Raw genomic sequence first — 24,622 nt, forward strand, 5'->3', positions numbered from 1 at the left:
AGGGATGCTCACCATGTTCGATTCGCTTAAAGCCATCAGCCGCCGTGTTGTGGGTGTGTTTCTGACTCTGGTGGGGGCCGTGTTTGGCCAGTGGCATCCGCCGCGCTGGCTGCGTGCTATTGGCCATGGCCTGGCGAATCTGGGCCGCAAGGCGCGTGCTTATCCACGCCAAGCCGGTGCCGGGATTTTGGGCCTGATGCTGCTGGCGGCCATGGGCTTTTATGGTTGGCAGTGGTATTCCAACCTGCCGCAGCCGCACACCGTGGACTATTCGCTGCACAAACCCAATCTGACCGACTACACACAGCCATCCCCCGTTGTGGATAACTTGCAGGTGCGTTTTGCCGAATCGGTGGCCCCATTGGCGGCCATCGGCAAACCGGTGAGCGAAGGCATCAGCCTCAAGCCTACCGTGGACGGCACCTGGCGCTGGGCCGATGACCGCACCTTGTTGTTCGTACCAGAGAAAGACTGGCCTGTGGATGCGGGTTACACCCTGGACCTGGCTAAGAAAAACCTGCTGGCCGATGGCGTATTGCTCAGCCAATACAGCAGCCAGTTTTCCACCCAGCCCTTCCGCGCCACCCTGGCGCAAAACGAGTTGTATCAAGACCCGTCCAACCCGACGCTAAAACAGCTGGTGGCGACCTTCCATTTTTCCCACCCGGTAGATGAAGACAGCCTACGTAAGCGCGTGTCGGTCATCCTCGGCAAAGGCCTGGCGTACCGTGATGCGCAGCTGCCCAATCGCCCGGAAATCACCTTCGACGAGCACAAACTCAACGCCTACGTGCGCTCCGCCGCACTGGCCACACCGCTGGAAAGCACGCCCGTCAGTGCCAAGTTGGATGAAGGCATCAAGGCCCGCGACGGTGGCAACGCCAGCACTGCACCGCTGGTAGCGGAAGTGACTGTGCCCGGGCGTTATCGCCTGACGTTTACCGGTGCCGAAGTGAGCTTTGTGGACAATGCGCGCGGCGAGCCGGAGCCGGTGCTGATGTTCAGCAGTTCCAGCGCCGTAGCCGATGACACCATCGCCGGTAAGGTGCAGGCCTGGCTGTTGCCAGAAAAAGCCGAGGACGACACCCGTCCCTACACCACCGTCGACATTGACGATGCCCTGCTCGCCCGCAGCACCAAAGTCAGCCTCACCCACGTGCCCAGCGTGGAACCGCTGAACACCCTGCACGCGTTCAAGTTCAAAGCCCCGGCCGGCCGGGCCCTTTATGTGCGCGTACCCGCCAATTTGGAAGCTATCGGCGGCTACTTGGCGAAAAATCCCACGGCGTCCCTGATAAGCATGCCGGCGTATCCGCGCACGTTGCAGTTTCTGTCCGACGGCGCGTTGCTCAGCCTCAACGGCGAAAAGCGCTTGGGCTTCATGGCCCGTGGCGTGCCCGGCGCCCATGTGGAAATTGCGCGCCTGCTGCCTAATCAACTGCAGCACCTGGTGGACCAGAGCAGCGGCAGCTTCGCCCGCCCTAATTTTGGTAACGAGTACTTCGATCGCATGGTCGAGCGTCAGGCTCTGGACATTCCCCTGTCGTCCAATGACCCGGCCAAAACCGTCTACGACAATGTGGACCTGAGCCACTACCTCACCGCCAATGGCGGCCGGCGCGGTATTTTTGTACTTAAGCTCAGCCCCCAGGATGAACAGGCCGAACGCACCTTCGACTATGACCGCAGCGGCACCCGCGACCTGCGGTTTATCGTGGTGACCGACCTGGGCATCATCGCCAAACGTTCCAGCGATGGCAGCCACGATGTGTATGTACAATCCATCGGCAGCGGTTCTCCGGTGGCCGATGCGCAGGTCGACATCATCGGTCGCAACGGCCTGCCGGTCGCCAGTGGCCATTCGGATGCCGAAGGCCATGCGCATTTCGCCAAGCTCGATGAACTGCGCCGTGAGAAAACGCCGCTGATGTATGTGGTCACTCGCGGCAATGACCAGTCCTTCCTGCCCATTGCCCGTCAGTCCCAACAACTGGATTTATCGCGTTTTGATGTAGGCGGTTTGGAAGAAGACGGTGCGATCGATCGCCTCAGCGCTTACCTGTTCACCGACCGCGGCCTGTACCGGCCCGGCGAAACCGCGCACCTGGGCATGATCGTGCGCAGTGGTAACTGGAAAGGCGCCCTGCAAGGCTTGCCGGTGGAACTGCAAATCACCGATCCACGCGGCCTGGAAGTGATCCGCCAGCCGCTGAAGCTGTCCGCCAGCGGTTTTGAGAGTTTTGATTTCCCCAGCAGCGAAGTCGCCCCCGCCGGGGATTACACCGCAACGCTGCAGCTGATCGGCCAGAAACAGACGCGCACCGACCTGGGCAGCGTCAACTTCAAGGTGCGTGACTTCGAACCGGACCGCATGAAAGTCAGCCTGAGCCTGCACGACACCCCGGTGGCGGGTTGGATTGCGCCGGACCAAGTGGTGGCCAAGGTCACTGCCATGCACCTGTTCGGCGCGCCGGCGGCGGACCGTCGCGTCACCGGCAAAATGTCCCTGAGCCCGACGCTCGCGGCCTTTGATCGCTACCCCGATTACCGCTTCCGTCTTAACGACTCTCTGGAAGACGCAAGCACCGAAGACCTCGCCGAAAGCAAACTCGACGACAAAGGCCAAGCCGTGCTCGACCTCAACCTGCAACGTTTCGCCAACAGCACTTACCGCCTGCAAGTGATGACCCAGGTGTATGAAGCCGAGGGCGGTCGCAATGTGGCAGCGCAGAGTGCCTTGCTGGTGTCGTCCGCGCCCTACCTGGTGGGTGTGAAAAGTCAGGATTCGCTGTCGTACGTCGCCAAGGATGCGCCGCGCCAGGTGCAATGGCTGGCCGTGGCGCCGGACCTCACGCCGCTGGCGGTGGATGGCCTGACCAGCGAAGTGGTCGAGCACCGCTATGTCTCGGTGCTGGTGAAACAATCCAACGGTACCTACAAGTACGAGTCGCGTATCAAGAACATCAGCCAGCCGGCCTCACCGCTGGCGATGACCAAGGAGGGCGCTACACAGACGTTGAACACCGCGACACCGGGCGACTTCACCCTGCAAGTCAAGGACGCCAACGGGAACCTGCTCAACCAGATCGACTACAGCGTCGCTGGCCATGGCAATACCTCACGCTCTCTGGAGCGCAACGCCGAACTGCAATTGCGCCTGGATAAACGCAGCTATGCCACCGGTGACGAGATCGCTATCAGCCTGCGGGCGCCGTACACCGGGGCGGGCCTGATCACCATCGAACGCGACAAGGTCTACACCCAGCAGTGGTTCAAGGCCGACAGCACCACCAGCGTGCAACATATCCGCGTACCTGCGGGCCTTGAGGGCAATGCCTACGTTAACGTGCAGTTCGTACGCGATATGGGCTCGCCGGAGGTGTACATGAGCCCGTTGTCCTACGGGGTGGTGCCGTTCAGCATCAACCTGGATGCACGGCGCATGGCGTTGAAAGTGGAAGGCCCGGCGAAGATCGAGCCGGGGCAGACATTGGACATCAAAGTCAGCACCGATCGGCCGGGCCGTGCATTGGTGTACGCGGTGGACGAAGGCATCTTGCAGGTGGCGCGCTATCAGACGCCGGACCCGCTGGGCTTCTTCTTCCAGAAGCGCGCGTTGGAGGTCGGCACCAGTCAGATCCTTGACCTGATCCTGCCGGAATTCAGCCGCCTGCTCAGTGGGGCGGCGCCCGGTGGCGATACGGAAGGCGCCCTGGCCAATCATCTCAACCCGTTCAAGCGCAAACACCAGCCACCAGTGGCCTGGTGGTCCGGCCTGGTGGATTTGCCGGCCGGTGAAACCGTGCTGCACTACCAGGTGCCGGACAGCTTCAACGGCAAGTTGCACCTGTTTGCGGTGGCGGTAGACAGCGACAGCGTTGGCGTCAGCGAAGCCAACACCGAAGTGCGCGGCCCCATCGTGATCACGCCAAACGTACCCGCCTTCGTGGCGCCGGGTGACGTGTTCAATGTCAGCGCCGGGGTGTTCAGCAACCTCGACGCCGCGGCGGACGTGAAGTTTGAACTGCAAACCAGCACCGGTCTGGTGGTACAGGGTGACAAGGGCAGCACGTTGTCCTTGCAACCGCGCAAGGAAGGCACCGCCGAATTCAAGATCAAGGTCGGCGAAACCCTGGGTTCGGCAGACCTGCGCTTTGTCGCGGTGCTGCCGGACGGCAAACGTATTCAAGTGGCCGAAACCACGTCGATCCGTCCTCTGAGCGAGCATCGCGTGGCCCTGAGCCTGGGTCGCTTCGACAGCGCCAGCAAAGAACTGAAACCGACCCGCGAACTGTTCGGCCAACTGCGCGACGTGCAACTGGGCGTGGCTGCTTCGCCGCTGGTATGGGCCAACGGCCTCAAGCATTACTTGGATGACTACGGCTACGCGTGCACCGAGCAATTGGTGTCCAAGGCCATGCCGGCGTTGATTTGGGGCGGCACGGCACCGGAGGCTGAGCAAGCCTTCGGCAGTGCGGTACGCATGCTGCGCCAGCGCCAGAACCAGGCCGGTGGCTTCGGTTTGTGGGCTGCCAACCCCGACGTGGCGCCGTACGCCAGCCTATACGCCACCGACTTCCTGATCGAAGCCAAGGAGCGCGGGCTGCCGGTACCGGAAGACCTGTTGGTACGCTCGAATGCTTATCTGACAGACCTGGCCAATGGTCCTAGCGAGGGCCTGTCGGAATTGCGCAATCGCGCCTACGCCAGTTACCTGTTGAGCCGTCAGGGGATTCTGGTCAGCGGCGCCTTGAGCGATATCCGCGAACGTTACGAAAGCTACTTTAAGGACACCTGGCAGAACGACCTGGGCGCAGCTTACTTGGCCGCCAGCTACAAGTTGCTCAAACAGGATCGTCAGGCCGATGCCTTGTTCCGCAAAATCCCATGGCGCGCCCTTGTGGATAAGTGGAACAGCGACGGCCTTTATTACGACCCGCTGGTACACGATGCTGAACACCTGCACCTGCTGGCCCGGCACTTCCCGCAAATGCTGGACGACGTACCGACAGCGTTGCTGGATAAACTCGGCAAGCGCCTCAACGAACAGCGCTACAACTCGCTGTCGGCCGCCCTGCTGCTGCGCGCCCTGGACAACTACGGCCAGCGGGCGCAAAGCGACATGACCCTCAAGGCCAGCGCCTGGTTGAGCGACAAGCAGCAACAACTGTTGGAGATGGCCGGCCAGCCGCCGCGGGCTGCCGTGCCGGCGGCCACGAAGAAGCTGGTGATGGAGAAGTCCGACGGCCCGGCGGCGTTTTACATGCTCAGCGAAGCCGGTTTCGACAAGGGTGCCAAGCTCAAGCCGATCAACAATGGCCTGGAAATCATCCACGAGTACCTCGATCTCAAGGGCGAGCCCGTAAGCAAGGTGGCCGTGGGCGATGAATTCTTGGTGCGCCTGCGTCTGCGTGCCACTGACCGCGATCAAGTGCAGCAAGTGGCGGTGGTCGATCTGCTGCCTGGCGGCGTCGAGCCTGTGTATAACTTGCCGCCGGAGCCGGAAGCGGCGAGCACTGAGGAAAGTGAAGGCGAAGGTGACGACGCCGAGTACGTGGAAACCAGTGAAGACAGCCAAGAGGCGGACACGTGGCAAGCCCCCATCGGCGAAACCGAGCTAAGTAATTGGCAGCCGGACTATGTGGACGTACGCGATGATCGAGTGGTGCTGTACGGCACTGCCCTGCGTGACGCAGGCACCTTCGTGTACCGCGTGCGCGCCACCAACGCGGGGACCTTCAATACCCCACCGGCCTACGCCGAAGGCATGTACGAAACCACCCTGCAAGGGCGCGGCAAAGTAGGCCAGCTTGAAATTACCAAGCCTTAAGCGCCTGACGCCGCTGCTCGCAGCGGCGGTGGTGGTGGCGGGGCTGCGCCTGTGGCCCCATGCCCCGCTGGAACAGGCCGTCACCTCATCGCGGGTGGTGCTAGCCGACGACGGCGCGTTACTGCGCATGACCTTGGCGGATGACGGCCAATACCGTCTATGGCTACCGCTGGAGCGGATATCGCCTTCATTGATCGAAGCCTTATTGCTCAAGGAGGATCGCAACTTCTACTGGCACCCGGGGATCAATCCCCCGGCATTGCTGCGCGCGGCCCTTGCTACCTACAGCGGCGGCCAACGCCAGGGTGGGTCGACCCTGAGCATGCAACTGGCGCGGCGCCTGTGGGACCTGAACACTCGCCAGGTACCGGGCAAGTTGCAGCAGATGGCCTTGGCGCTGTGGCTGGAGGCGCGCTACAGCAAGCACGACATCCTTGAGGCCTACCTCAACCTGGCGCCCATGGGCGGCAATATCGAGGGGGCCGAGGCGGCCAGTCGTATCTACTTCGGTAAATCGGCAGCGCAGTTATCGCTGTCCGAAGCGCTGGCGCTGGCGGTGATTCCGCAGCAACCGGGGCGGCGTGCGCGCTTCGGGCCGTCGCTGCAAAACGCACGGCTGCGCTTGATGGCCGACTGGCGCGAGACTTATCCACAAGACCCGCGCAACGACAGTCTGCTCGACCTGCCGCTGGAGGCGCGCAATCGCCAGCAGATCCCGTTTCTGGCGCCGCACCTGAGCGAACAGCTGCTGGCCTCCGAGACCGGCACGCAAATCAACAGCACCCTCAACCTGCCGCTCCAGCAATTGCTGGAACGTCTGATCAGCGGTTTTATTGCCGAGCGCCGCAGCACCGGCGTGGAAAACGCCACGGCCATCCTGATCGACAGCCGCGACCAGAGCGTCAAGGCGCTGGTGGGCTCGGCGGATTACTTATCCACAGGCATCCATGGCCAGGTCAATGGCGTGTTGTCGCGACGCTCGCCGGGGTCGACGCTCAAGCCCTTTCTGTACGGGCTAGCGCTGGACCAAGGGATTATCCATCCCATGAGTATCCTCAAGGATTTGCCCAGTAACTTCGGCTACTTCCAGCCGGAAAATTTCGACGGCAGCTTTGTCGGCCCGCTGACGGCGCGGGATGCTTTGATCCGTAGTCGCAATATCCCAGCGGTGTGGCTGGCCAGCCAGGTCAAGTCGCCGTCGTTGTATGGTTTGCTGCAACGCGCCGGCATCAAAGGCCTGCGCGATGAGAGCCATTACGGCCTGGCCCTCGCCCTTGGCGGCGGCGAAATGACTCCGGAAGAGTTGGCGCGGCTATACGTAATGCTGGCGGGTGACGGGCATCTGCGGGCGTTGCGCTATGTGCAGGAACAAGCGCCATCCACAGGGGCGCAATTGCTCACCCCTCAGGCCGCCTTCATGGTGCGCGATATGCTGCGCCGCAACCCGCGTCCGGATGGCCTGCCCGCGCGCCATTGGCGCACCGCATGGAAAACCGGCACGTCCTGGGGCTTTCATGATGCGTGGAGCGCCGGCCTGGTGGGTCCGTATGTGTTGGTGGTGTGGGTAGGTAACTTCGACGGGCGCCCGAACCCGGCGTTTATCGGCGCCAAGACCGCCGCGCCGCTGTTCTTCCGTATCGCCGACGCCTTGCCCCTGGCCTTGCCCAACGTGGTGATCAAACCCGACAAACCGCCCACCGGGCTGGTGCGCATTGACGTCTGCGCCGCCTCCGGCGAACTGCCCAACCGCTGGTGCCCGCAAACCCGCAAGACCTGGTACATCCCTGGCGTCTCACCGATTCGCGTGTCCAACCTGCACCGCCCGGTACTTATCGACACCCGCACCGGCAAAGCGGCGTGCCCACCGTTCGAGGCGCAGTACACCCGCGAGGAAGTCTTCGAATTCTGGCCCAGCGACGTACAACGCCTGTACCGCGCCGCCGGCCTGCCGCGCCGCACACCGCCCAACGTGATGAAGAACTGCCAGCCCAACCGCATCAGCGACCAGAGCGAAGCGCCGCAGATTCGATCGCCGTTGACCCAAGTGAGCTACCAACTGCGCCTGTCCCAGCCCCAGGAAAGCATCCCGCTGAACGCGAACGCGGCCAGCGACGCGGTGACCCTGTACTGGTTTGCTGACCAAACGTTGATCGGCCAGGGCCCACCACAGGCCACGCTGAATTGGCGACCGGGAAAGTCGGGGGAGTATCGGTTGCGGGTCAGCGACGATCAGGGGCGCAGTGCGAGTCGGGGGTTGCGGGTGGAGTTTGTGCCTTAGGCATGCCGCTTGTTCTCAACAACCTCTACGTAGCTTGACTCCCCTCCTCCCACAGCCCCCGACAACCAACCCCAGACAAAACTCAGGATAGTACGCCCGGTCTGATCCACACCCACCGTGCCCCGCGACCAACCGGACAGCAGTTCACCGTCCAGTGTCAGACAATGAAAAAGCAGCTCGATGGTATCGACTCCGGTTACGCGTCCGACTTGCATGCCTAGGCGAATTCGACCGCCCTTGTAGGTGCTGGAAATAGCGTCACCCTCAACAAGGTAGTGAAACACCGTGCCGGCACCGGATAGCCCGTGGGTATTGTTGGTGACCGCAAATCGACGATTGTGCAAACGCTCGCCAAGTTGGGAAAAGGTTGGTGTCATCTGCGTCGCGTCCTTGCATAGGCGCCTGGTGACCCAGAATGGGCCCCAGGCGCGTGCGGTATTACTCCACCGTCACCGACTTCGCCAAGTTACGCGGCTGGTCGACGTCAGTCCCCTTGAGCACGGCCACGTAGTACGACAGCAGTTGCAGCGGGATGGTGTAAAGGATCGGCGACAGGGTGTCGTGGATGTGCGGCATGTTGATGACGTGGGTGCCTTCGCCATTGGTCATGCCGGCCTTTTCGTCGGCGAACACAATCAGTTGGCCGCCTCGGGCACGCACTTCCTGCAGGTTGGACTTGAGCTTTTCCAACAGTTCATTGTTCGGCGCCACGGTGACCACTGGCATGTCGTCATCCACCAGGGCCAGCGGGCCGTGTTTGAGTTCGCCGGCTGGGTAGGCTTCGGCGTGGATGTACGAGATTTCCTTGAGTTTGAGCGAGCCTTCCATCGCCACCGGGTACTGCGCGCCACGGCCGAGGAACAGGGTGTGGTTCTTGTCGGCGAACAGTTCGGCGACTTTCTCCACGGTGCTGTCCATGGCCAGGGCTTCGCCCAGGCGGGTCGGCAGGCGACGCAGTTCTTCGACCAGGGTGGCTTCCACGCCAGCGGCGAGAGTGCCACGCACTTGGCCCAGGGACAGGGTCAGCAGCAACAGGCCGACCAGCTGGGTGGTGAATGCCTTGGTGGAGGCCACGCCGATTTCGCGACCGGCCTGGGTGAGTAGGGTCAGGTCCGACTCACGCACCAGGGAACTGATGCTGACGTTGCAGATCGCGAGGCTGGCCAGGAAGCCCAGCTCCTTGGCGTTGCGCAGGGCGGCCAGGGTGTCGGCGGTTTCGCCGGACTGGGAGATGGTCACGAACAACGTATCGGGCTGTACCACCACCTTGCGGTAACGGAACTCGCTGGCCACTTCGACCTGGCACGGGATGCCGGCCAGTTCTTCCAACCAGTAACGCGCGACCATGCCAGCGTGGTAGCTGGTGCCGCAGGCAACGATCTGCACGTTGCGGACCTTGGCGAACAGCTCGGCGGCCTGTGGACCGAAGGCGTTGACCAAGACCTGGTTCTGGCTCAAGCGACCTTCCAGGGTGCGTTGCACCACGGATGGTTGCTCATGGATTTCCTTGAGCATGAAGTGGCGAAACTCGCCCTTGTCGGCGGCTTCGGCGCCATCACGGTATTGCACCGCCTCGCGCTCGACAGAGTTGCCGTTGACGTCCCAGATCGCCACGCTTTCGCGACGGATGTCGGCAATATCGCCTTCTTCCAGATACATGAAGCGGTCAGTCACCTGGCGCAGGGCCAGTTGGTCGGAAGCCAGAAAGTTTTCACCCAGGCCCAGGCCAATCACCAACGGGCTGCCACTGCGGGCGGCCACGACGCGGTCGGGCTGGCTGGCGCTGATCACCGCCAGGCCGTAAGCGCCGTGCAGTTCCTTGACGGTGGCCTTGAGGGCGGTGGTCAGGTCGCCGAGGTCTTTGAGCTTATGGTTGAGCAGGTGGGCGATCACTTCGGTGTCGGTGTCCGAGGTGAACACATAACCCAGACCCTTGAGTTGCTCGCGCAACACTTCGTGGTTTTCGATGATGCCATTGTGCACCACCGCCAAATCACCGGAAAAATGCGGGTGGGCATTGCGCTCGCACGGTGCACCGTGGGTAGCCCAGCGGGTATGGGCGATGCCCAGGCGGCCGACCAGCGGCTCGCCGGCCAGGGCCTGCTCCAATTCGCTGACCTTGCCCGGGCGACGGGTGCGCTCAAGCTTGCCGGCGTTGGTAAAAACCGCCACACCGGCGCTGTCATAGCCGCGGTATTCCAGGCGCTTGAGGCCTTCGATCAGGATGGGCGTTACGTTACGTTCAGCGACTGCGCCAACAATGCCACACATGGTATTTCTCCTAGATGATTGCCGCGCATATCAGCGTAATGCCGCGGGCTTGGATCTGGTCGCGGGCCTCAAGCGGCAGGCGATCATCGGTAATAAGGGTATGGACGCTGCTCCAGGGCAGTTCCAGGTTGGGAATTTTGCGGCCGATCTTGTCGGACTCGACCATCACCACCACTTCACGGGCGACCTCGGCCATTACGCGGCTCAGGCCCAGCAATTCGTTGAAGGTGGTGGTACCGCGCTGTAAATCGATGCCGTCGGCGCCGATGAACAGTTGATCAAAGTCGTAGGAACGCAGCACCTGCTCGGCGACCTGGCCTTGGAACGAGTCCGAATGCGGGTCCCAGGTGCCGCCGGTCATCAACAGCACTGGCTCGTGTTCCAGTTCGCTCAACGCGCTGGCCACATGCAAGGAGTTGGTCATCACCACCAGGCCGGGCTGATGGCCCAGCTCGGGGATCATGGCCGCTGTGGTGCTGCCGCTGTCGATGATGATTCGCGCATGCTCACGCAAGCGCTTGACCGCAGCACGGGCGATGGCGCGTTTGTACGCGGAAATGGGTTGGGCAGGATCACCGACCAATTCCTGAGGCATGGTGATTGCGCCACCGTAGCGCCGCAGTAACAGGCCATTGCTTTCCAGCGCGGCCAGATCCTTGCGAATGGTGACTTCCGAGGTTTCGAAACGCTTGGCCAATTCATCCACACTGACTTCGCCTTGCTCGTTGAGCAAGGTGAGGATGTTGTGGCGCCGTTGGGGGGTATTACGTTTCGACATGGTAGTGATAAGTTTCGTTTCGAAAGATAACGAAGGCAATCAAAACCTATTGGGATGGTATCGTCAAGCGTCGAGAAGAGATTTTTTAAACGACACATATGAAAATGTGGGAGGGGGCTTGCCCCCGATAGCGCTGGGTCAGTCAGCTCATCTGCCACTGACGCACCGCCATCGGGGGCAAGCCCCCTCCCCCTTTGAAGCTAGCTGCTTATGTAACTGTGGATAACTCAGGTCTTCTTGATCTTGACCGGGCGCTTCCAGCCGTCGATGTTGCGCTGGCGAGCGCGTGCGACGCCCAGCTGCAAGTTATCCACATCCTGGTTGATGGTGGAACCGGCGGCAGTAGTCGCGCCATCGCCCACTTTGACCGGCGCGACCAACGAATTGTTGGAGCCGATAAATACGTCTTCGCCCAATACGGTCTGGTGTTTATTGGCGCCATCGTAATTGCAGGTGATGGTGCCAGCGCCGATATTGGTGCGCGCACCGATGACCGCGTCCCCAAGGTAAGTCAGGTGACCGGCCTTGGCGCCTTCCCCCAGATGGGCATTTTTCAGTTCAACGAAATTACCCACATGGGCCTTGGCTTCCAGCACACTGCCAGGGCGCAGCCGCGCAAACGGGCCGGCATCGCTGCCCTCGCCCATTACGGCACCGTCGATATGGCTGTTGGCCTTGATCACCACGCCTTTGCGCAGGGTGCTGTCCTTGATCACACAGTTCGGGCCAATCACTACGTCGTCTTCGATGATCACGCGGCCTTCGAGGATCACGTTGATATCGATCAGCACGTCGCGGCCCACGGTCACCTCACCACGGATGTCGAAACGTGCCGGATCACGCAGGGTAACGCCCTGGGCCATCAGGCGACGACCTTCGCGCAGTTGGTAGTGACGCTCAAGCTCGGCCAGTTGCTTGCGGTCGTTAGCACCCTGCACTTCCATCGGGTCGTGGGGCTGCTCGGTGGCCACCAGCAAACCATCGCTCACCGCCATTTCGATGACGTCGGTGAGGTAGTACTCGCCCTGGGCATTGTTGTTGGACAGGCGGCCCATCCAATCCGCGAGGTTCTTGGCAGGCACAGCCAGAATCCCGGTGTTGCCTTCGGTAATGGCGCGTTGGGCTTGGGTGGCGTCTTTGTGCTCAACAATAGCCGCGACCTTGCCGTCGGCGTTGCGCACGATGCGACCGTAACCGGTCGGGTCATCCAGTTCCACGGTGAGCAGGCCCATTTGGCCTGGAACTACGTGCTGGAGCAGACGTTGCAACGTGTCGACTTCAATAAGCGGCACGTCGCCATAAAGGATCAACACAGTATCTGCGCTGATAAAGGGTACCGCCTGCGCAGTGGCGTGCCCGGTGCCCAATTGCTTGTCTTGGAGGACGAAGTTGAGATCGTCCGCCGCCAGGCGTTCGCGCACCACATCGGCACCGTGGCCAATAACCACGTGGATACGCTGGGGCTGCAGTTGCCGGGCGCTGTGGATAACGTGACCCAGCATTGAATGACCGGCGACCGGGTGCAGCACCTTAGGCAGGGCCGAACGCATACGGGTGCCCTGGCCTGCGGCGAGAATGACGATTTCAAGAGACATGAATGGCTACCAATCCTGGGCGGTCCGACTTCAGACCAAAGAAGTGTTTTGCAAAAAAAGAAAAAGGGTAGCCGAGGCTACCCTTTTTAATCAATCGCGCATGAAGCATGACGGCGTGGCCGCTTACTTCTTGCGGATCTGCTGGAGCGTGCGCAGCTGAGCTGCAGCCTCGGCCAGACGTACAGCTGCAGCGCTGTAGTCGAAGTCCGCACCCTTTTCGTTCAGGGCCTTCTCGGCAGCCTTGACGGCTTCCTGAGCGGAGGCTTCATCCAGGTCACTAGCACGTTGCACGGTGTCGGCAAGTACCTTGACCATGTTCGGCTGAACCTCGAGGAAACCGCCGGAGATGTAAAACACCTCCTTTTCCCCGCCTTGCTTGGTCAGAGTGATCGGACCTGGCTTCAAGCTGGTGATCAATGGCGCGTGGCCCATGGCAATACCCAGGTCACCGAGTTCGCCGTGTGCAATCACCATTTCTACCAGACCGGAGAAGATTTCCCCTTCCGCGCTGACGATATCGCAATGGACTGTCATAGCCATCTGATTGCCTCAACCTGATGAGCGCCCGTTTCCGGGCGCCTGGATTACAGTTTCTTGGCTTTCTCGATCGCTTCTTCGATGCCGCCGACCATGTAGAACGCTTGTTCTGGCAGGTGGTCGTAGTCACCGTTGAGGATGCCTTTGAAGCCAGCAATGGTGTCTTTCAGGGAAACGTATTTACCCGAAGCACCGGTGAAGACTTCAGCCACGAAGAACGGCTGCGACAAGAAGCGCTGGATCTTACGAGCACGGTTTACCAACTGCTTGTCGGCTTCCGACAGCTCGTCCATACCCAGGATCGCAATGATGTCCTTCAGTTCTTTGTAACGCTGCAGCACGTACTGAACGCCGCGAGCGGTGTCGTAGTGCTCCTGGCCGATCACGTTCGGGTCCAGCTGGCGCGAAGTCGAGTCCAGTGGATCGACCGCTGGGTAGATACCCAGGGAAGCGATGTCACGGGACAGTACAACGGTGGCGTCCAAGTGGGCGAAGGTGGTCGCTGGGGACGGGTCGGTCAAGTCATCCGCAGGTACGTATACCGCTTGGATCGAGGTGATCGAACCTTCCTTGGTCGAAGTGATACGTTCTTGCAGAACGCCCATCTCTTCAGCCAGGGTCGGCTGGTAACCTACTGCAGAAGGCATACGGCCCAGCAGTGCGGATACTTCAGTACCGGCCAGGGTGTAACGGTAGATGTTGTCGACGAACAGCAGAACGTCGTTACCTTCGTCACGGAACTTCTCGGCCATGGTCAGGCCAGTCAGTGCTACGCGCAGACGGTTTCCCGGCGGCTCGTTCATCTGACCGTAAACCAGTGCCACTTTGTCCAGAACGTTGGAGTCCTTCATCTCGTGGTAGAAGTCGTTACCCTCACGAGTACGCTCACCCACACCGGCGAACACGGAATAACCGCTGTGCTCGATGGCGATGTTACGGATCAGTTCCATCATGTTTACGGTCTTGCCTACACCGGCACCACCGAACAGACCGACTTTACCGCCTTTGGCGAACGGGCAAACCAGGTCGATAACCTTGATGCCGGTTTCCAGCAGGTCGTTGCCGCCCGCCTGTTCTGCGAACGACGGCGCGGCGCGGTGGATACCCCAACGTTCGTCGGTGGCAATCGGGCCAGCTTCGTCGATCGGGTTGCCCAGTACGTCCATGATCCGGCCCAGGGTCGCTTTACCGACCGGTACGGAGATGGCTGCGCCAGAGTCGATAACGTCCAGACCGCGCTTCAAGCCTTCGGTGGAACCCATCGCAATGGTACGAACTACGCCGTCGCCCAGCTGCTGCTGAACTTCCAGGGTAGTGTCCGCGCCTTGTACTTTCAGCGCGTTGTAGATGCTCGGTACGCTGTCGCGTGGAAATTCCACGTCGATAACGGCGCCGATGATTTGAACGATACGTCCGCTACTCATAGCTGGATCCTCTGAATATTTGAACCGTTAAACCGCGGCAGCGCCGCCGACGATTTCCGAGATCTCTTGGGTGATCGCAGCCTGACGCGCCTTGTTGTAGATCAGCTGCAAATCGCTGATCAGATCACCGGCGTTATCGGTAGCGTTTTTCATCGCGATCATCCGCGCTGCTTGTTCAGCTGCGTTGTTCTCGACCACCGCCTGGTACACCTGCGACTCCACGTAGCGCACCATCAAGCCGTCAAGCAGCTCTTTGGCGTCTGGTTCGTAGAGGTAGTCCCAGTGGTGCTTGAGTTCCTGATCCGGGGTCGCCACCAGTGGAATCAATTGCTCCACGGTCGGCTGCTGGGTCATGGTGTTGATGAATTTGTTGGATACCACGGACAGGCGGTCAATCCGGCCTTCCAGATACGCATCCAGCATCACCTTCACACTGCCGATCAAATCATTGATCGACGGCTCTTCACCCAGGTGGCTGATAGCTGCAACGACGTTACCGCCGAAGTTACGGAAAAAGGCCGCACCCTTGCTACCAACAACACACAGATCGATCTCGACGCCTTTTTCGCGGTTTACCGCCATGTCCTTGACCAGGGCCTTGAACAGGTTGGTATTCAAACCACCGCACAAACCACGGTCACTGCTCACTACGACATAACCAACACGCTTAACTTCGCGGTCGATCATGAACGGGTGGCGGTATTCCGGGTTGGCGTTGGCCAGATGCCCAATTACCTGGCGGATACGCTCCGCATAAGGACGGCTAGCAGCCATGCGCATTTGTGCCTTGCGCATTTTGCTGACCGCCACTTTTTCCATGGCGCTGGTAATTTTTTGCGTGCTTTTGATGCTCGCAATCTTACTGCGAATCTCTTTTGCGCCTGCCATGTAACACCTATCAGGTTAGCAAGCGGGAGCCTTGCGGCTCCCGCTGCGGCTTACCAGGTTTGGGTGGCCTTGAACTTCTCGATACCGGCTTTCATGCCAGCGTCGATATCGTCATTGAAGTCACCCTTCACGTTGATCTTCGCCATCAAATCGGCGTGATCGCGGTTGAAGTAAGCAATCAGCGCTTGTTCAAAGCTGCCGACCTTGGCGATTTCAACGTCGGTCAGGAACCCACGCTCAGCGGCATACAGCGACAACGCCATGTCAGCGATCGACATTGGGGCGTATTGCTTCTGCTTCATCAGCTCGGTAACGCGCTGACCATGCTCAAGTTGCTTACGGGTCGCTTCGTCCAGGTCAGAAGCGAACTGGGCGAATGCCGCCAGTTCACGGTACTGAGCCAGAGCGGTACGGATACCACCGGAGAGCTTCTTGATGATCTTGGTCTGAGCGGCACCACCCACACGGGATACCGAAACACCGGCGTTCACTGCAGGGCGGATGCCCGAGTTGAACATGGCCGATTCCAGGAAGATCTGACCGTCGGTGATGGAAATCACGTTGGTCGGAACGAACGCGGAAACGTCGCCAGCCTGGGTTTCGATGATCGGCAGTGCGGTCAGGGAACCGGTTTTGCCGGTCACTGCGCCGTTGGTGAACTTCTCTACGTACTCTTCCGAAACGCGGGATGCGCGCTCCAGCAGACGGGAGTGGAGGTAGAACACGTCGCCTGGGTAAGCTTCACGGCCTGGTGGACGGCGCAGCAGCAGGGAAATCTGGCGGTAAGCCACTGCTTGCTTGGACAGATCGTCATAAACGATCAGCGCGTCTTCACCGCGGTCGCGGAAGAATTCACCCATGGTGCAACCGGAGTACGGTGCCAGGAATTGCAGCGCAGGAGATTCCGAAGCACTGGCAGCCACGATGATCGTGTTGGCCAGGGCGCCGTTTTCTTCCAGCTTGCGAACCACGTTGGCGATGGTCGATTGCTTCTGACCGATGGCTACGTAGACGCAGAAAATGCCGCTGTTCTTCTGGTTGATGATCGCGTCGATCGCCAGAGCGGTTTTACCGATCTGACGGTCACCGATGATCAGCTCACGCTGGCCACGGCCGACAGGGATCATGGCATCGACAGCCTTGTAGCCAGTCTGTACAGGCTGGTCTACCGACTTACGCCAGATCACGCCTGGAGCAACTTTCTCGACCGCGTCAGTCTCGGTGTTGCCCAGTGGACCTTTGCCGTCAACAGGGTTACCCAGTGCGTCGACTACGCGACCCAGCAGTTCCTTACCAACCGGAACTTCCAGGATGCGGCCAGTGCACTTGGCGCTCATGCCTTCAGCCAGACTGGTGTATGCGCCCAGTACAACGGCACCTACGGAGTCTTGCTCCAGGTTGAGGGCCATACCGTAGACGCCGCCCGGAAACTCGATCATCTCGCCGTACATAACGTCGGCCAGACCGTGAATCCGCACGATGCCGTCAGATACGCTGACGACAGTGCCTTCGTTACGGGCTTGGGAGGTCACATCGAGCTTGTCGATGCGGCCCTTGATAATTTCACTTATTTCGGAAGGATTGAGTTGCTGCATTGCTCTGCTGCCCCTTCAAACTCAAGATTTCAATGCTTCGGCAAGTTTCGCGATTTTGCCGCGAATCGAGCCATCGATAACCAGGTCGCCGGCACGGATAACAACACCACCAATCAGGGATGCGTCCTCCGAAGCTTGCAGGCGCACTTCCCGATTGAGTCGTGCACTGAGAACCTTGGCGAGTTTGTCTTGCTGTTCTTGGTTCAATGCGAAAGCACTGGTCACTTCAACGTCTACCGATTTCTCTGCTTCAGCCTTGTACAGGTCGAACAGCGCGGCGATCTCCGGCAACAGCGGGAGACGGTCGTTTTCGGCAATGACGTGAATGAAGTTCTGCACCTTCACATCAAACTTGTCGCCGCACACTTCAATAAAAGTGGCGGCCTTGTCTGCGCTCGTCAGGCGCGGGGCCTTGAGCACGCGCTGCATGGTGTCGTCTTGCGACACTGCTGCAGCCAGGCCGAGCATGGCTGACCAAGAGGCCAGCTGCTGGTGGGCCTGGGCGTGCTCGAAGGCTGCCTTAGCGTAAGGTCGGGCCAACGTGGTCAGTTCTGCCATGATCGCCCTCGCTTAAATTTCAGCAGCCAGTTTGTTAACCAGCTCCGCGTGCGCGTTTTGATCGATTGTGGCACCGAGGATCTTCTCAGCACCGCCGACCGCCAGAGCACCCAGTTGGGCACGCAGCGCGTCTTTGACGCCGTTCAGTTCCTGTTCGATCTCGGCATGAGCCGAAGCCTTCACACGGTCAGCTTCGACGCGGGCTTTTTCAACAGCCTCTTCGACGATCTGGTTACCGCGTTTCTTGGCTTGCTCAATGATCTCAGCTGCCTGTGCTTTAGCTTCGCGCAGTTGATGACCCACTTTCTCTTGGGCCAACTCCAGGTCGCGAGCTGCACGGCTGGCAGCGTCCAAGCCGTCCGCGATCTTCTTCTGACGTTCGTGCAAAGCCGCGATGACCGGAGGCCACACGAACTTCATGCAAAACACTACAAAAATGAAGAACGCAACGGATTGGCCAATCAGGGTTGCATTAATGTTCACGCCAACACCTCGCTCATTCGTTGTCCATCACCCCAATCACTCGAAATCGAGTGATTAGCCAGCGAGTTGACCAACGAAGGGGTTCGCGAAGGTGAAGAACAGTGCGATACCAACGCCGATCATGGTCACGGCGTCGAGCAGGCCGGCGACGATGAACATTTTAACTTGCAGCATTGGGACCATTTCTGGCTGACGCGCTGCGCCTTCCAGGAACTTGCCGCCCAGCAGGCCGAAACCAATGGCAGTACCCAGGGCGCCCAGGCCGATCAACAGTGCAACAGCGATAGCGGTTAGACCAACTACAGTTTCCATCTTTCCTCCCGACTTTTACGTCGTATGGTTTAGGTTTTTTAGATTTTAAAGCGGTAAAACAAATCGTTTCATTAGCCCTGGTGGGCCACCTTCCCGTTTCACCGGGAAGGACATCAGACTGGTCGAGACCGGCCTTAATGGTTCTCTTCGTGCGCCATCGACAGGTAGACGATGGTCAGCATCATGAAGATGAAGGCCTGCAGGGTAATGATCAGGATGTGGAATACAGCCCACGCCCACTGCAGAACAACGCCCAGGCCGCTAAGCCAGAGCAGACCGCTGCCGAACATCACAGCGATCAGAATGAACACCAGTTCGCCGGCATACATGTTGCCGAACAGTCGCAGCGCCAGGGAAATCGGCTTGGCGACCAGGGTGACGAACTCCAGCAGGAAGTTCACCGGAATCAGCAGGGCCTGAACGAAAATGTTCTTGCTGCCGAACGGGTGCAAGGTCAGCTCGCCGATGAAGCCGCCGATGCCCTTGACTTTGATGCTGTAGAAAATGATCAACGCGAACACCGACAGGGCCATGCCCAGGGTGGCGTTAGGGTCCGTGGTGGAAACGGCACGGAATGGAATGTGGTGATCGCCGGAGATCAGGATCGCCAATTGAGGAATCCAGTCGACCGGAATCAGGTCGACGGCGTTCATCAGGAACACCCAGACGAAGATGGTCAGTGCCAGCGGTGCGATCACCGGGCTACGGCCATGGAAGCTGTCTTTCACGCTGCCATCGACGAATTCGACCAATACCTCAACGAAGTTTTGCAGGGCACCCGGCTGACCGGAAGTCGCCTTTTTCGCCGCCATGCGGAAAATCAGGACGAAGATCAGACCCAGTGCGACCGACCAGCCCAGAGTATCCAGGTGGAAAGCCCAAAAGCCCATTTCTTTGGCTTCTGCTGCGGTGTGGGCGAAGCCCCAGCCGCCGTTGGGAAGCTGACCGAAGGTCAGGTTCTGCAAGTGGTGCTGGATATAGCCCGAAGCGGTTGTTTCTGCCATGGTTGCCTCAAACGCCCTAAGGTTTCGAAAGTCTTGTTTTCATTAGCAGGGGAGCGAACCAGCTGACCAGTTGGGTCAACACGAAGACACCGAATACAGCCAGCGGCGCCAATGGCTTCACACCTGCAAAGGTCAGTGCAAACAGCACTGCCGTCAAAATCAGTTTCCCCGCCTCGCCGGCATAAAAAGACCGGACGATGGCCTGGGCTGCTCGGGCGCCGGAAAACCGAAAGGCCCTGTGAGCAAAGTACATATTGGGCAGCAAGGCTATCAGGCCTCCGCAGAGTCCTGAATATCCGGCTACGACTCCATGCCAATACCAAAGCGCCAATGCGGCGATCAGCAGGATGACAAATTGAGCCAATAAAACCGGGAAAACGGCCAAGCGATGGAACGGCAACGTGTTTGGCGTGCGGGTTTCCATCACTCTTGCTCCTCAATGGTCGGCTGCCGGAAATCAATAACTTGGCATAATTTGTGCCGACAAAATGCGCGCAGAGTATAGGGGCGGTTCAGCCCCTATTCAACTGTCGGGTAGTGATTTCCGATCACGCGCTACATAAGCAAATGTTTCAGCGGATGTGGGCAAGGACGCCCTGAAGCTCATCGAGGGAGTTATATCCGATGACCAATTGGCCTTTGCCTTTCTTGCCATGGCGAATTTGCACCGCAGAGCCCAGGCGCTCGGCCAGGCGCTGCTCGAGGCGTGCGATATCCGGATCAGGTTTGGCCGTTTCGACCGGTGCAGGTTTACCACTGAGCCACTGCCGAACCAATGCCTCGGTCTGACGAACAGTGAGCCCTCGTGCGACAACGTGTCGCGCCCCTTCAACCTGTTGATTTTCCGGCAAACCGAGCAACGCACGGGCATGGCCCATTTCCAGGTCACCATGGGACAACATGGTCTTGATGACTTCCGGCAGCGCGATCAGACGCAGCAGGTTGGACACAGTTACGCGGGATTTACCTACCGCCTCGGCCACCTGTTGCTGGGTCAGCTGGAATTCTTGCTGCAGACGCTGCAACGCAATCGCTTCTTCGATGGGGTTGAGGTCTTCACGCTGGATGTTCTCGATCAAGGCCATGGCAATCGCGGTTTCGTCCGGCACATCGCGGACCATCGCCGGGATCGTCTCTTTGCCGGCCTGCTGGCTGGCACGCCAGCGGCGCTCGCCGGCGATGATCTCAAAACGGCCCCCACCGATCGGGCGAACCACGATCGGTTGCATCACACCCTGGGCCTTGATCGAATTGGCCAGCTCTTCCAGCGCCTGGGGATCCATGTCCCGGCGCGGCTGGTATTTGCCGCGCTGGATCAGGTCCAGGGGCAAGTGCTGCAACTCGCGCTCGTCAGCCTGCACCGCTTGTTCTTCAAGGGATGTAACGGTCGGACCACTCAACAGTGCATCCAGTCCACGTCCGAGACCTCGTTTCTTGACGGCCATGGGGATTCCTTAAGTTGGCTGGGCGGCAGCGGTGCGTGAGTTGCGGCGTTGGCGACGGACCATCTCGCCGGCCAGTGCCAGGTAGGCAATGGCGCCACGGGACGATTTGTCGTAAGCCAGGGCAGGCATGCCGTAGCTCGGGGCTTCGGCCAAACGGATGTTGCGCGGGATCACCGTATCGTAGAGCTGGTCGCCGAAGTGTTCCTTGAGCTGCGCCGACACATCGTTCATCAGGCTCAGGCGCGGATCGAACATAGTCCGCAAAAGACCTTCGATCTGCAGGTTCGGGTTGAGCAACTCGGCAATCCGCTTGATGTTATCCACAAGGTCACTCAAGCCTTCGAGCGCGTAGTACTCGCACTGCATGGGAATGATTACCCCATCGGCAGCGACCAGCGCGTTGAGCGTGAGCATCGACAATGAGGGTGGGCAGTCGATCAAAATGTAATCGTAATTCTCGCGGATCGGTGCCAAGGCGCTGCGCAGACGGCTTTCTTTCATCTGCATTTCCAGCAGCACCACTTCGGCCGCAGTCAGATCGCGGTTGGCCGGCAGTAGCTGATAACCGCCGTGTTCGGAATAGTGCATGGCCTGGGCCAGGTCGCACTCGCCGATCAGCAAGTCATAGACTGAGTTTTCCAGGCCGTGTTTATCCACACCGCTACCCATGGTGGCGTTGCCCTGTGGATCAAGATCGATCAACAGCACCCGGCGCTTGGTGGCCACCAGGGATGCTGCGAGGTTGATGCAGGTGGTGGTTTTGCCCACGCCACCTTTTTGGTTCGCTATCGCGAATACCTTAGCCATTCTTGCTTGTGTTCCCAATCATGCCGTGCGGCGCAGTATCAGCAGATGGCGTTGGCCTTGGCAACCGGGTACGGCCAAGGCGTGTTCGCTATCAAGGTGGAAGTCCGTCGGCAATGCTAACAGCTCATCGCTTGGATGGACGCCCTTCATTGCCAGCCAACGGGTGTCTTGGTCGCCCAGGTGGCGGGTCCAGTTGCTGAAGTTTTCCATGCTACTGAACGCCCGGGAAACAATTCCGTTGAAGGGCTGTTCAGGCGTAAAGGCTTCGACGCGGCTGTGGATAACCTGCAGGTTATCCAATTTGAGTTCGAGTTTGACCTGAGTCAGGAAGCGCGTCTTCTTGCCGTTACTGTCCAGGCAAGTGACTTGGGACTCAGGAAACAGGATGGCCAGAGGGATGCCCGGCATGCCTCCGCCACTGCCCACGTCCAGCCAGCGACCATTTTCGATAAAGGGCATCACGCTCAAGCTGTCGAGCAAATGACGCGACACCATCTCGTCGGGATCGCGCACGGCCGTCAGGTTGTAAGCCTTGTTCCACTTGATCAGCAGGGCCAGATAGCCCAGCAGCAAGTCATGCTGGGCCGGGGTAAGGTCGACGCCCAACTGGCGCGCACCTGTGGATAACTCTTCGGCGTGTTGCGAGGTGACCAACGAACTCAAGCGCTTTGCTCCAACTGACGGCCCGCGCCGCGTTTTTTCAAATGAATCATCAACAGCGAGATCGCTGCCGGGGTAACGCCGGGGATCCGCGAAGCCTGGCCCAGGGTTTCAGGGCGAGTTATCCCCAGCTTGCTTTGGATCTCCTTCGACAGCCCGGAAATGCTGGTGTAGTCGATATCCACAGGTAACTTGGTGTCTTCACTGGCGCGCAAGCGGGCAATTTCATCCTGCTGGCGGTCAATGTAACCGGCGTACTTGGTTTTGATTTCAACCTGTTCGGCGACCTGTGGATCTTCTGCGCCCTGCCCCGTCACTTCGACCAAGCCAGCGTAGTCGATTTCCGGACGGGACAGCAGGTTCAGAAGGTTGTACTCGTGGGTCAGTGGCGTGCCGAACTTTTCGGCAATCGCGTCACCCTGCTCGGTGCCCGGGCGAACCCAAGTACTTTTCAGGCGTTGCTCTTCCAGCGCGATGCTCTCGCGTTTTTTGCAGAAAGCAGCCCAACGCACATCGTCAACCAGGCCCAGTTCGCGGCCTTTTTCGGTCAGGCGCAGATCGGCATTGTCTTCACGCAGGATCAAACGGTATTCCGCCCGCGAGGTAAACATCCGGTACGGTTCCTGGGTGCCCAGGGTAATCAGGTCATCGACCAATACACCGATGTATGCCTCATCGCGACGCGGGCACCAGCTGTCCTTGCCCTGGGCACGCAATGCTGCGTTTGTCCCGGCCAGTAAACCCTGGGCCCCGGCTTCTTCGTAACCGGTGGTGCCGTTGATTTGCCCGGCGAAGAACAAACCGCCGATCACTTTGGTTTCCAGGCTGTATTTCAGATCGCGGGGGTCGAAGTAGTCATATTCGATGGCGTAACCCGGGCGCACGATGTGTGCGTTTTCCATGCCGCGAATCGATTGCACGATCTGGATTTGCACATCGAAGGGCAGCGAAGTGGAAATGCCGTTCGGATACAACTCGTGGGTCGTCAGGCCTTCGGGCTCGATAAAGACCTGATGGCTTTCCTTGTCGGCAAAGCGGTGGATCTTGTCTTCGATCGATGGGCAATAGCGCGGGCCGACGCCTTCGATGACCCCGGAATACATCGGCGAGCGGTCGAGGTTCGCCGCGATGATTTCGTGGGTACGGGCATTGGTGTGGGTGATCCAGCAACTGACCTGTTTAGGGTGTTGCTCTTTGGAGCCCATGAACGACATCACTGGAATCGGCGTATCGCCCGCTTGTTCGGTCATCACCGAAAAGTCCACAGAACGTCCATCGATACGCGGCGGCGTCCCGGTTTTCAAGCGACCGACACGTAGCGGCAATTCACGTAGGCGTTTTGCCAGGGCAATCGACGGCGGGTCGCCGGCGCGACCGCCGGAATAATTCTGCATACCGATGTGGATAAGTCCGCCCAGGAACGTACCTGTGGTCAACACCACGGATTCTGCAAAGAAACGCAGGCCCATTTGGGTGACGACACCGCGCACCTGGTCTTGCTCAACGATCAGGTCATCGGCTGCCTGTTGAAATATCCACAGGTTCGGCTGGTTTTCCAGGGTTTCGCGCACCGCCGCCTTGTACAGGATGCGGTCGGCTTGTGCCCGAGTCGCTCGCACGGCAGGGCCTTTGCGGCTATTGAGTACGCGAAATTGAATACCGCCCTTGTCGGTGGCCATGGCCATCGCGCCGCCGAGGGCGTCGATTTCTTTGACCAGATGGCTTTTACCAATGCCACCGATGGCAGGGTTGCAACTCATCGCACCGAGGGTTTCCACGTTGTGCGTCAGCAGCAGGGTTTTGACGCCCATGCGCGCTGACGCCAGTGCTGCCTCGGTACCGGCATGACCGCCGCCGATGACGATCACTTCAAAACGGGAAGGGAAATCCACCGCGCACCTCGTGCCTGCTTATGTAGGTAATCAGGAATTGTCTGTTGAAAGGGTTTTGGAGCTTTGGCGGCAAGTATAGGGACTTAGCCCCTCCTAAAGAACCCTTTGCACAAAATTTAACCAGCTGTGGATGAATCACAGACAATAGAAATTAAAAGAGAGAAATTTATTAAATCTTTGTTTTTATGTTTATTTCTACTGAGCAAGCTTTCTGTGGATAGATTGCTGTAAGCCTTTATATTCGATGTGTACAGAGGTTCAAAAG

At 59.4% G+C, this 24,622-nt stretch carries 19 protein-coding genes; 2 read left to right on the forward strand and 17 right to left on the reverse strand.

Annotated elements, in window-relative coordinates; genetic code table 11:
- Window positions 1–13: 13 nt before the first annotated feature.
- Both HRH33_RS00770 and pbpC read left to right on the forward strand, forming a co-directional pair.
- Complete coding sequence (locus HRH33_RS00770; RefSeq protein ID WP_167417359.1) at window positions 14–5,830, forward strand: MG2 domain-containing protein; 5,817 nt, start codon at window positions 14–16, stop codon at window positions 5,828–5,830.
- Window positions 5,811–8,108, forward strand: coding sequence for a penicillin-binding protein 1C (gene pbpC, locus HRH33_RS00775; protein ID WP_167417360.1), 2,298 nt, complete (start codon window positions 5,811–5,813; stop codon window positions 8,106–8,108). Before HRH33_RS00770 ends, pbpC begins: the two co-directional genes overlap by 20 nt.
- Here the strand turns inward: pbpC and HRH33_RS00780 are convergent.
- The 17 genes from HRH33_RS00780 to mnmG form a co-directional block, all read right to left on the reverse strand.
- A complete protein-coding gene (locus HRH33_RS00780; protein WP_034115504.1) occupies window positions 8,105–8,485 on the reverse strand; it encodes an avidin-fold protein in 381 nt (126 codons plus the stop codon). The genes pbpC and HRH33_RS00780 overlap by 4 nt on opposite strands.
- 61 nt (window positions 8,486–8,546) lie before the next feature.
- Complete coding sequence (gene glmS, locus HRH33_RS00785) at window positions 8,547–10,379, reverse strand: glutamine--fructose-6-phosphate transaminase (isomerizing) (RefSeq protein ID WP_034101596.1); 1,833 nt, start codon at window positions 10,377–10,379, stop codon at window positions 8,547–8,549.
- Between the two features lie 10 nt (window positions 10,380–10,389).
- Window positions 10,390–11,157 (reverse strand): DeoR/GlpR family DNA-binding transcription regulator, encoded by a 768-nt coding sequence (locus HRH33_RS00790; RefSeq protein WP_040266624.1) that lies wholly within the window; start codon window positions 11,155–11,157, stop codon window positions 10,390–10,392.
- Window positions 11,158–11,384: 227 nt separating this feature from the next.
- Entirely contained in the window at window positions 11,385–12,752 is a 1,368-nt protein-coding gene (gene glmU, locus HRH33_RS00795; RefSeq protein ID WP_034101599.1) for a bifunctional UDP-N-acetylglucosamine diphosphorylase/glucosamine-1-phosphate N-acetyltransferase GlmU, read from the reverse strand.
- Between the two features lie 123 nt (window positions 12,753–12,875).
- A complete protein-coding gene (locus HRH33_RS00800; RefSeq protein WP_034101601.1) occupies window positions 12,876–13,292 on the reverse strand; it encodes a F0F1 ATP synthase subunit epsilon in 417 nt (138 codons plus the stop codon).
- A 44-nt stretch (window positions 13,293–13,336) separates the two neighbouring features.
- Window positions 13,337–14,713 carry a F0F1 ATP synthase subunit beta gene (gene atpD, locus HRH33_RS00805; RefSeq protein WP_034101603.1) on the reverse strand — a complete coding sequence of 459 codons (1,377 nt, stop codon included), beginning with the start codon at window positions 14,711–14,713 and terminating at the stop codon, window positions 13,337–13,339.
- Between the two features lie 27 nt (window positions 14,714–14,740).
- On the reverse strand, window positions 14,741–15,601 hold the full coding sequence (gene atpG, locus HRH33_RS00810) for a F0F1 ATP synthase subunit gamma (protein ID WP_010207685.1): 861 nt from the start codon (window positions 15,599–15,601) through the stop codon (window positions 14,741–14,743).
- A 50-nt stretch (window positions 15,602–15,651) separates the two neighbouring features.
- A complete protein-coding gene (atpA, locus tag HRH33_RS00815; protein ID WP_034101605.1) occupies window positions 15,652–17,196 on the reverse strand; it encodes a F0F1 ATP synthase subunit alpha in 1,545 nt (514 codons plus the stop codon).
- 21 nt (window positions 17,197–17,217) lie between these two features.
- Window positions 17,218–17,754, reverse strand: coding sequence for a F0F1 ATP synthase subunit delta (locus HRH33_RS00820; RefSeq protein ID WP_003195833.1), 537 nt, complete (start codon window positions 17,752–17,754; stop codon window positions 17,218–17,220).
- A 12-nt stretch (window positions 17,755–17,766) separates the two neighbouring features.
- Window positions 17,767–18,237 (reverse strand): F0F1 ATP synthase subunit B, encoded by a 471-nt coding sequence (locus tag HRH33_RS00825; protein ID WP_003177066.1) that lies wholly within the window; start codon window positions 18,235–18,237, stop codon window positions 17,767–17,769.
- Between the two features lie 54 nt (window positions 18,238–18,291).
- Window positions 18,292–18,549: a F0F1 ATP synthase subunit C gene (gene atpE / locus HRH33_RS00830; RefSeq protein ID WP_002555987.1), complete on the reverse strand. Its 258-nt coding sequence runs from the start codon at window positions 18,547–18,549 to the stop codon at window positions 18,292–18,294.
- Window positions 18,550–18,683: 134 nt separating this feature from the next.
- Complete coding sequence (gene atpB / locus HRH33_RS00835; RefSeq protein WP_034101609.1) at window positions 18,684–19,553, reverse strand: F0F1 ATP synthase subunit A; 870 nt, start codon at window positions 19,551–19,553, stop codon at window positions 18,684–18,686.
- A gap of 16 nt (window positions 19,554–19,569) precedes the next feature.
- On the reverse strand, window positions 19,570–19,977 hold the full coding sequence (locus HRH33_RS00840) for a F0F1 ATP synthase subunit I (RefSeq protein WP_010565865.1): 408 nt from the start codon (window positions 19,975–19,977) through the stop codon (window positions 19,570–19,572).
- Window positions 19,978–20,125: 148 nt separating this feature from the next.
- On the reverse strand, window positions 20,126–20,998 hold the full coding sequence (locus HRH33_RS00845) for a ParB/RepB/Spo0J family partition protein (protein WP_016970690.1): 873 nt from the start codon (window positions 20,996–20,998) through the stop codon (window positions 20,126–20,128).
- Window positions 20,999–21,007: 9 nt separating this feature from the next.
- Window positions 21,008–21,805 carry a ParA family protein gene (locus tag HRH33_RS00850; RefSeq protein ID WP_016978715.1) on the reverse strand — a complete coding sequence of 266 codons (798 nt, stop codon included), beginning with the start codon at window positions 21,803–21,805 and terminating at the stop codon, window positions 21,008–21,010.
- An 18-nt stretch (window positions 21,806–21,823) separates the two neighbouring features.
- On the reverse strand, window positions 21,824–22,468 hold the full coding sequence (rsmG, locus tag HRH33_RS00855; protein ID WP_034139932.1) for a 16S rRNA (guanine(527)-N(7))-methyltransferase RsmG: 645 nt from the start codon (window positions 22,466–22,468) through the stop codon (window positions 21,824–21,826).
- Window positions 22,465–24,357 (reverse strand): tRNA uridine-5-carboxymethylaminomethyl(34) synthesis enzyme MnmG, encoded by a 1,893-nt coding sequence (gene mnmG / locus HRH33_RS00860; protein ID WP_034115588.1) that lies wholly within the window; start codon window positions 24,355–24,357, stop codon window positions 22,465–22,467. Before mnmG ends, rsmG begins: the two co-directional genes overlap by 4 nt.
- Window positions 24,358–24,622 lie beyond the last annotated feature (265 nt).

The organism is Pseudomonas rhodesiae (assembly GCF_013285305.1).
Lineage (GTDB): Bacteria > Pseudomonadota > Gammaproteobacteria > Pseudomonadales > Pseudomonadaceae > Aquipseudomonas > Aquipseudomonas rhodesiae.

What these genes read in the sequence shown, in the direction of transcription:
- HRH33_RS00770 (WP_167417359.1), top strand. Translation starts at nt 14, where the DNA reads ATGTTCGATTCGCTTAAAGCCATCAGCCGCCGTGTTGTGGGTGTGTTT.
- HRH33_RS00780 (WP_034115504.1), bottom strand. Translation starts at nt 8,485, where the DNA reads ATGACACCAACCTTTTCCCAACTTGGCGAGCGTTTGCACAATCGTCGA.
- glmS (WP_034101596.1), bottom strand. Translation starts at nt 10,379, where the DNA reads ATGTGTGGCATTGTTGGCGCAGTCGCTGAACGTAACGTAACGCCCATC.
- HRH33_RS00790 (WP_040266624.1), bottom strand. Translation starts at nt 11,157, where the DNA reads ATGTCGAAACGTAATACCCCCCAACGGCGCCACAACATCCTCACCTTG.
- glmU (WP_034101599.1), bottom strand. Translation starts at nt 12,752, where the DNA reads ATGTCTCTTGAAATCGTCATTCTCGCCGCAGGCCAGGGCACCCGTATG.
- HRH33_RS00800 (WP_034101601.1), bottom strand. Translation starts at nt 13,292, where the DNA reads ATGGCTATGACAGTCCATTGCGATATCGTCAGCGCGGAAGGGGAAATC.
- atpD (WP_034101603.1), bottom strand. Translation starts at nt 14,713, where the DNA reads ATGAGTAGCGGACGTATCGTTCAAATCATCGGCGCCGTTATCGACGTG.
- atpG (WP_010207685.1), bottom strand. Translation starts at nt 15,601, where the DNA reads ATGGCAGGCGCAAAAGAGATTCGCAGTAAGATTGCGAGCATCAAAAGC.
- atpA (WP_034101605.1), bottom strand. Translation starts at nt 17,196, where the DNA reads ATGCAGCAACTCAATCCTTCCGAAATAAGTGAAATTATCAAGGGCCGC.
- HRH33_RS00820 (WP_003195833.1), bottom strand. Translation starts at nt 17,754, where the DNA reads ATGGCAGAACTGACCACGTTGGCCCGACCTTACGCTAAGGCAGCCTTC.
- atpE (WP_002555987.1), bottom strand. Translation starts at nt 18,549, where the DNA reads ATGGAAACTGTAGTTGGTCTAACCGCTATCGCTGTTGCACTGTTGATC.
- atpB (WP_034101609.1), bottom strand. Translation starts at nt 19,553, where the DNA reads ATGGCAGAAACAACCGCTTCGGGCTATATCCAGCACCACTTGCAGAAC.
- HRH33_RS00840 (WP_010565865.1), bottom strand. Translation starts at nt 19,977, where the DNA reads ATGGAAACCCGCACGCCAAACACGTTGCCGTTCCATCGCTTGGCCGTT.
- HRH33_RS00845 (WP_016970690.1), bottom strand. Translation starts at nt 20,998, where the DNA reads ATGGCCGTCAAGAAACGAGGTCTCGGACGTGGACTGGATGCACTGTTG.
- HRH33_RS00850 (WP_016978715.1), bottom strand. Translation starts at nt 21,805, where the DNA reads ATGGCTAAGGTATTCGCGATAGCGAACCAAAAAGGTGGCGTGGGCAAA.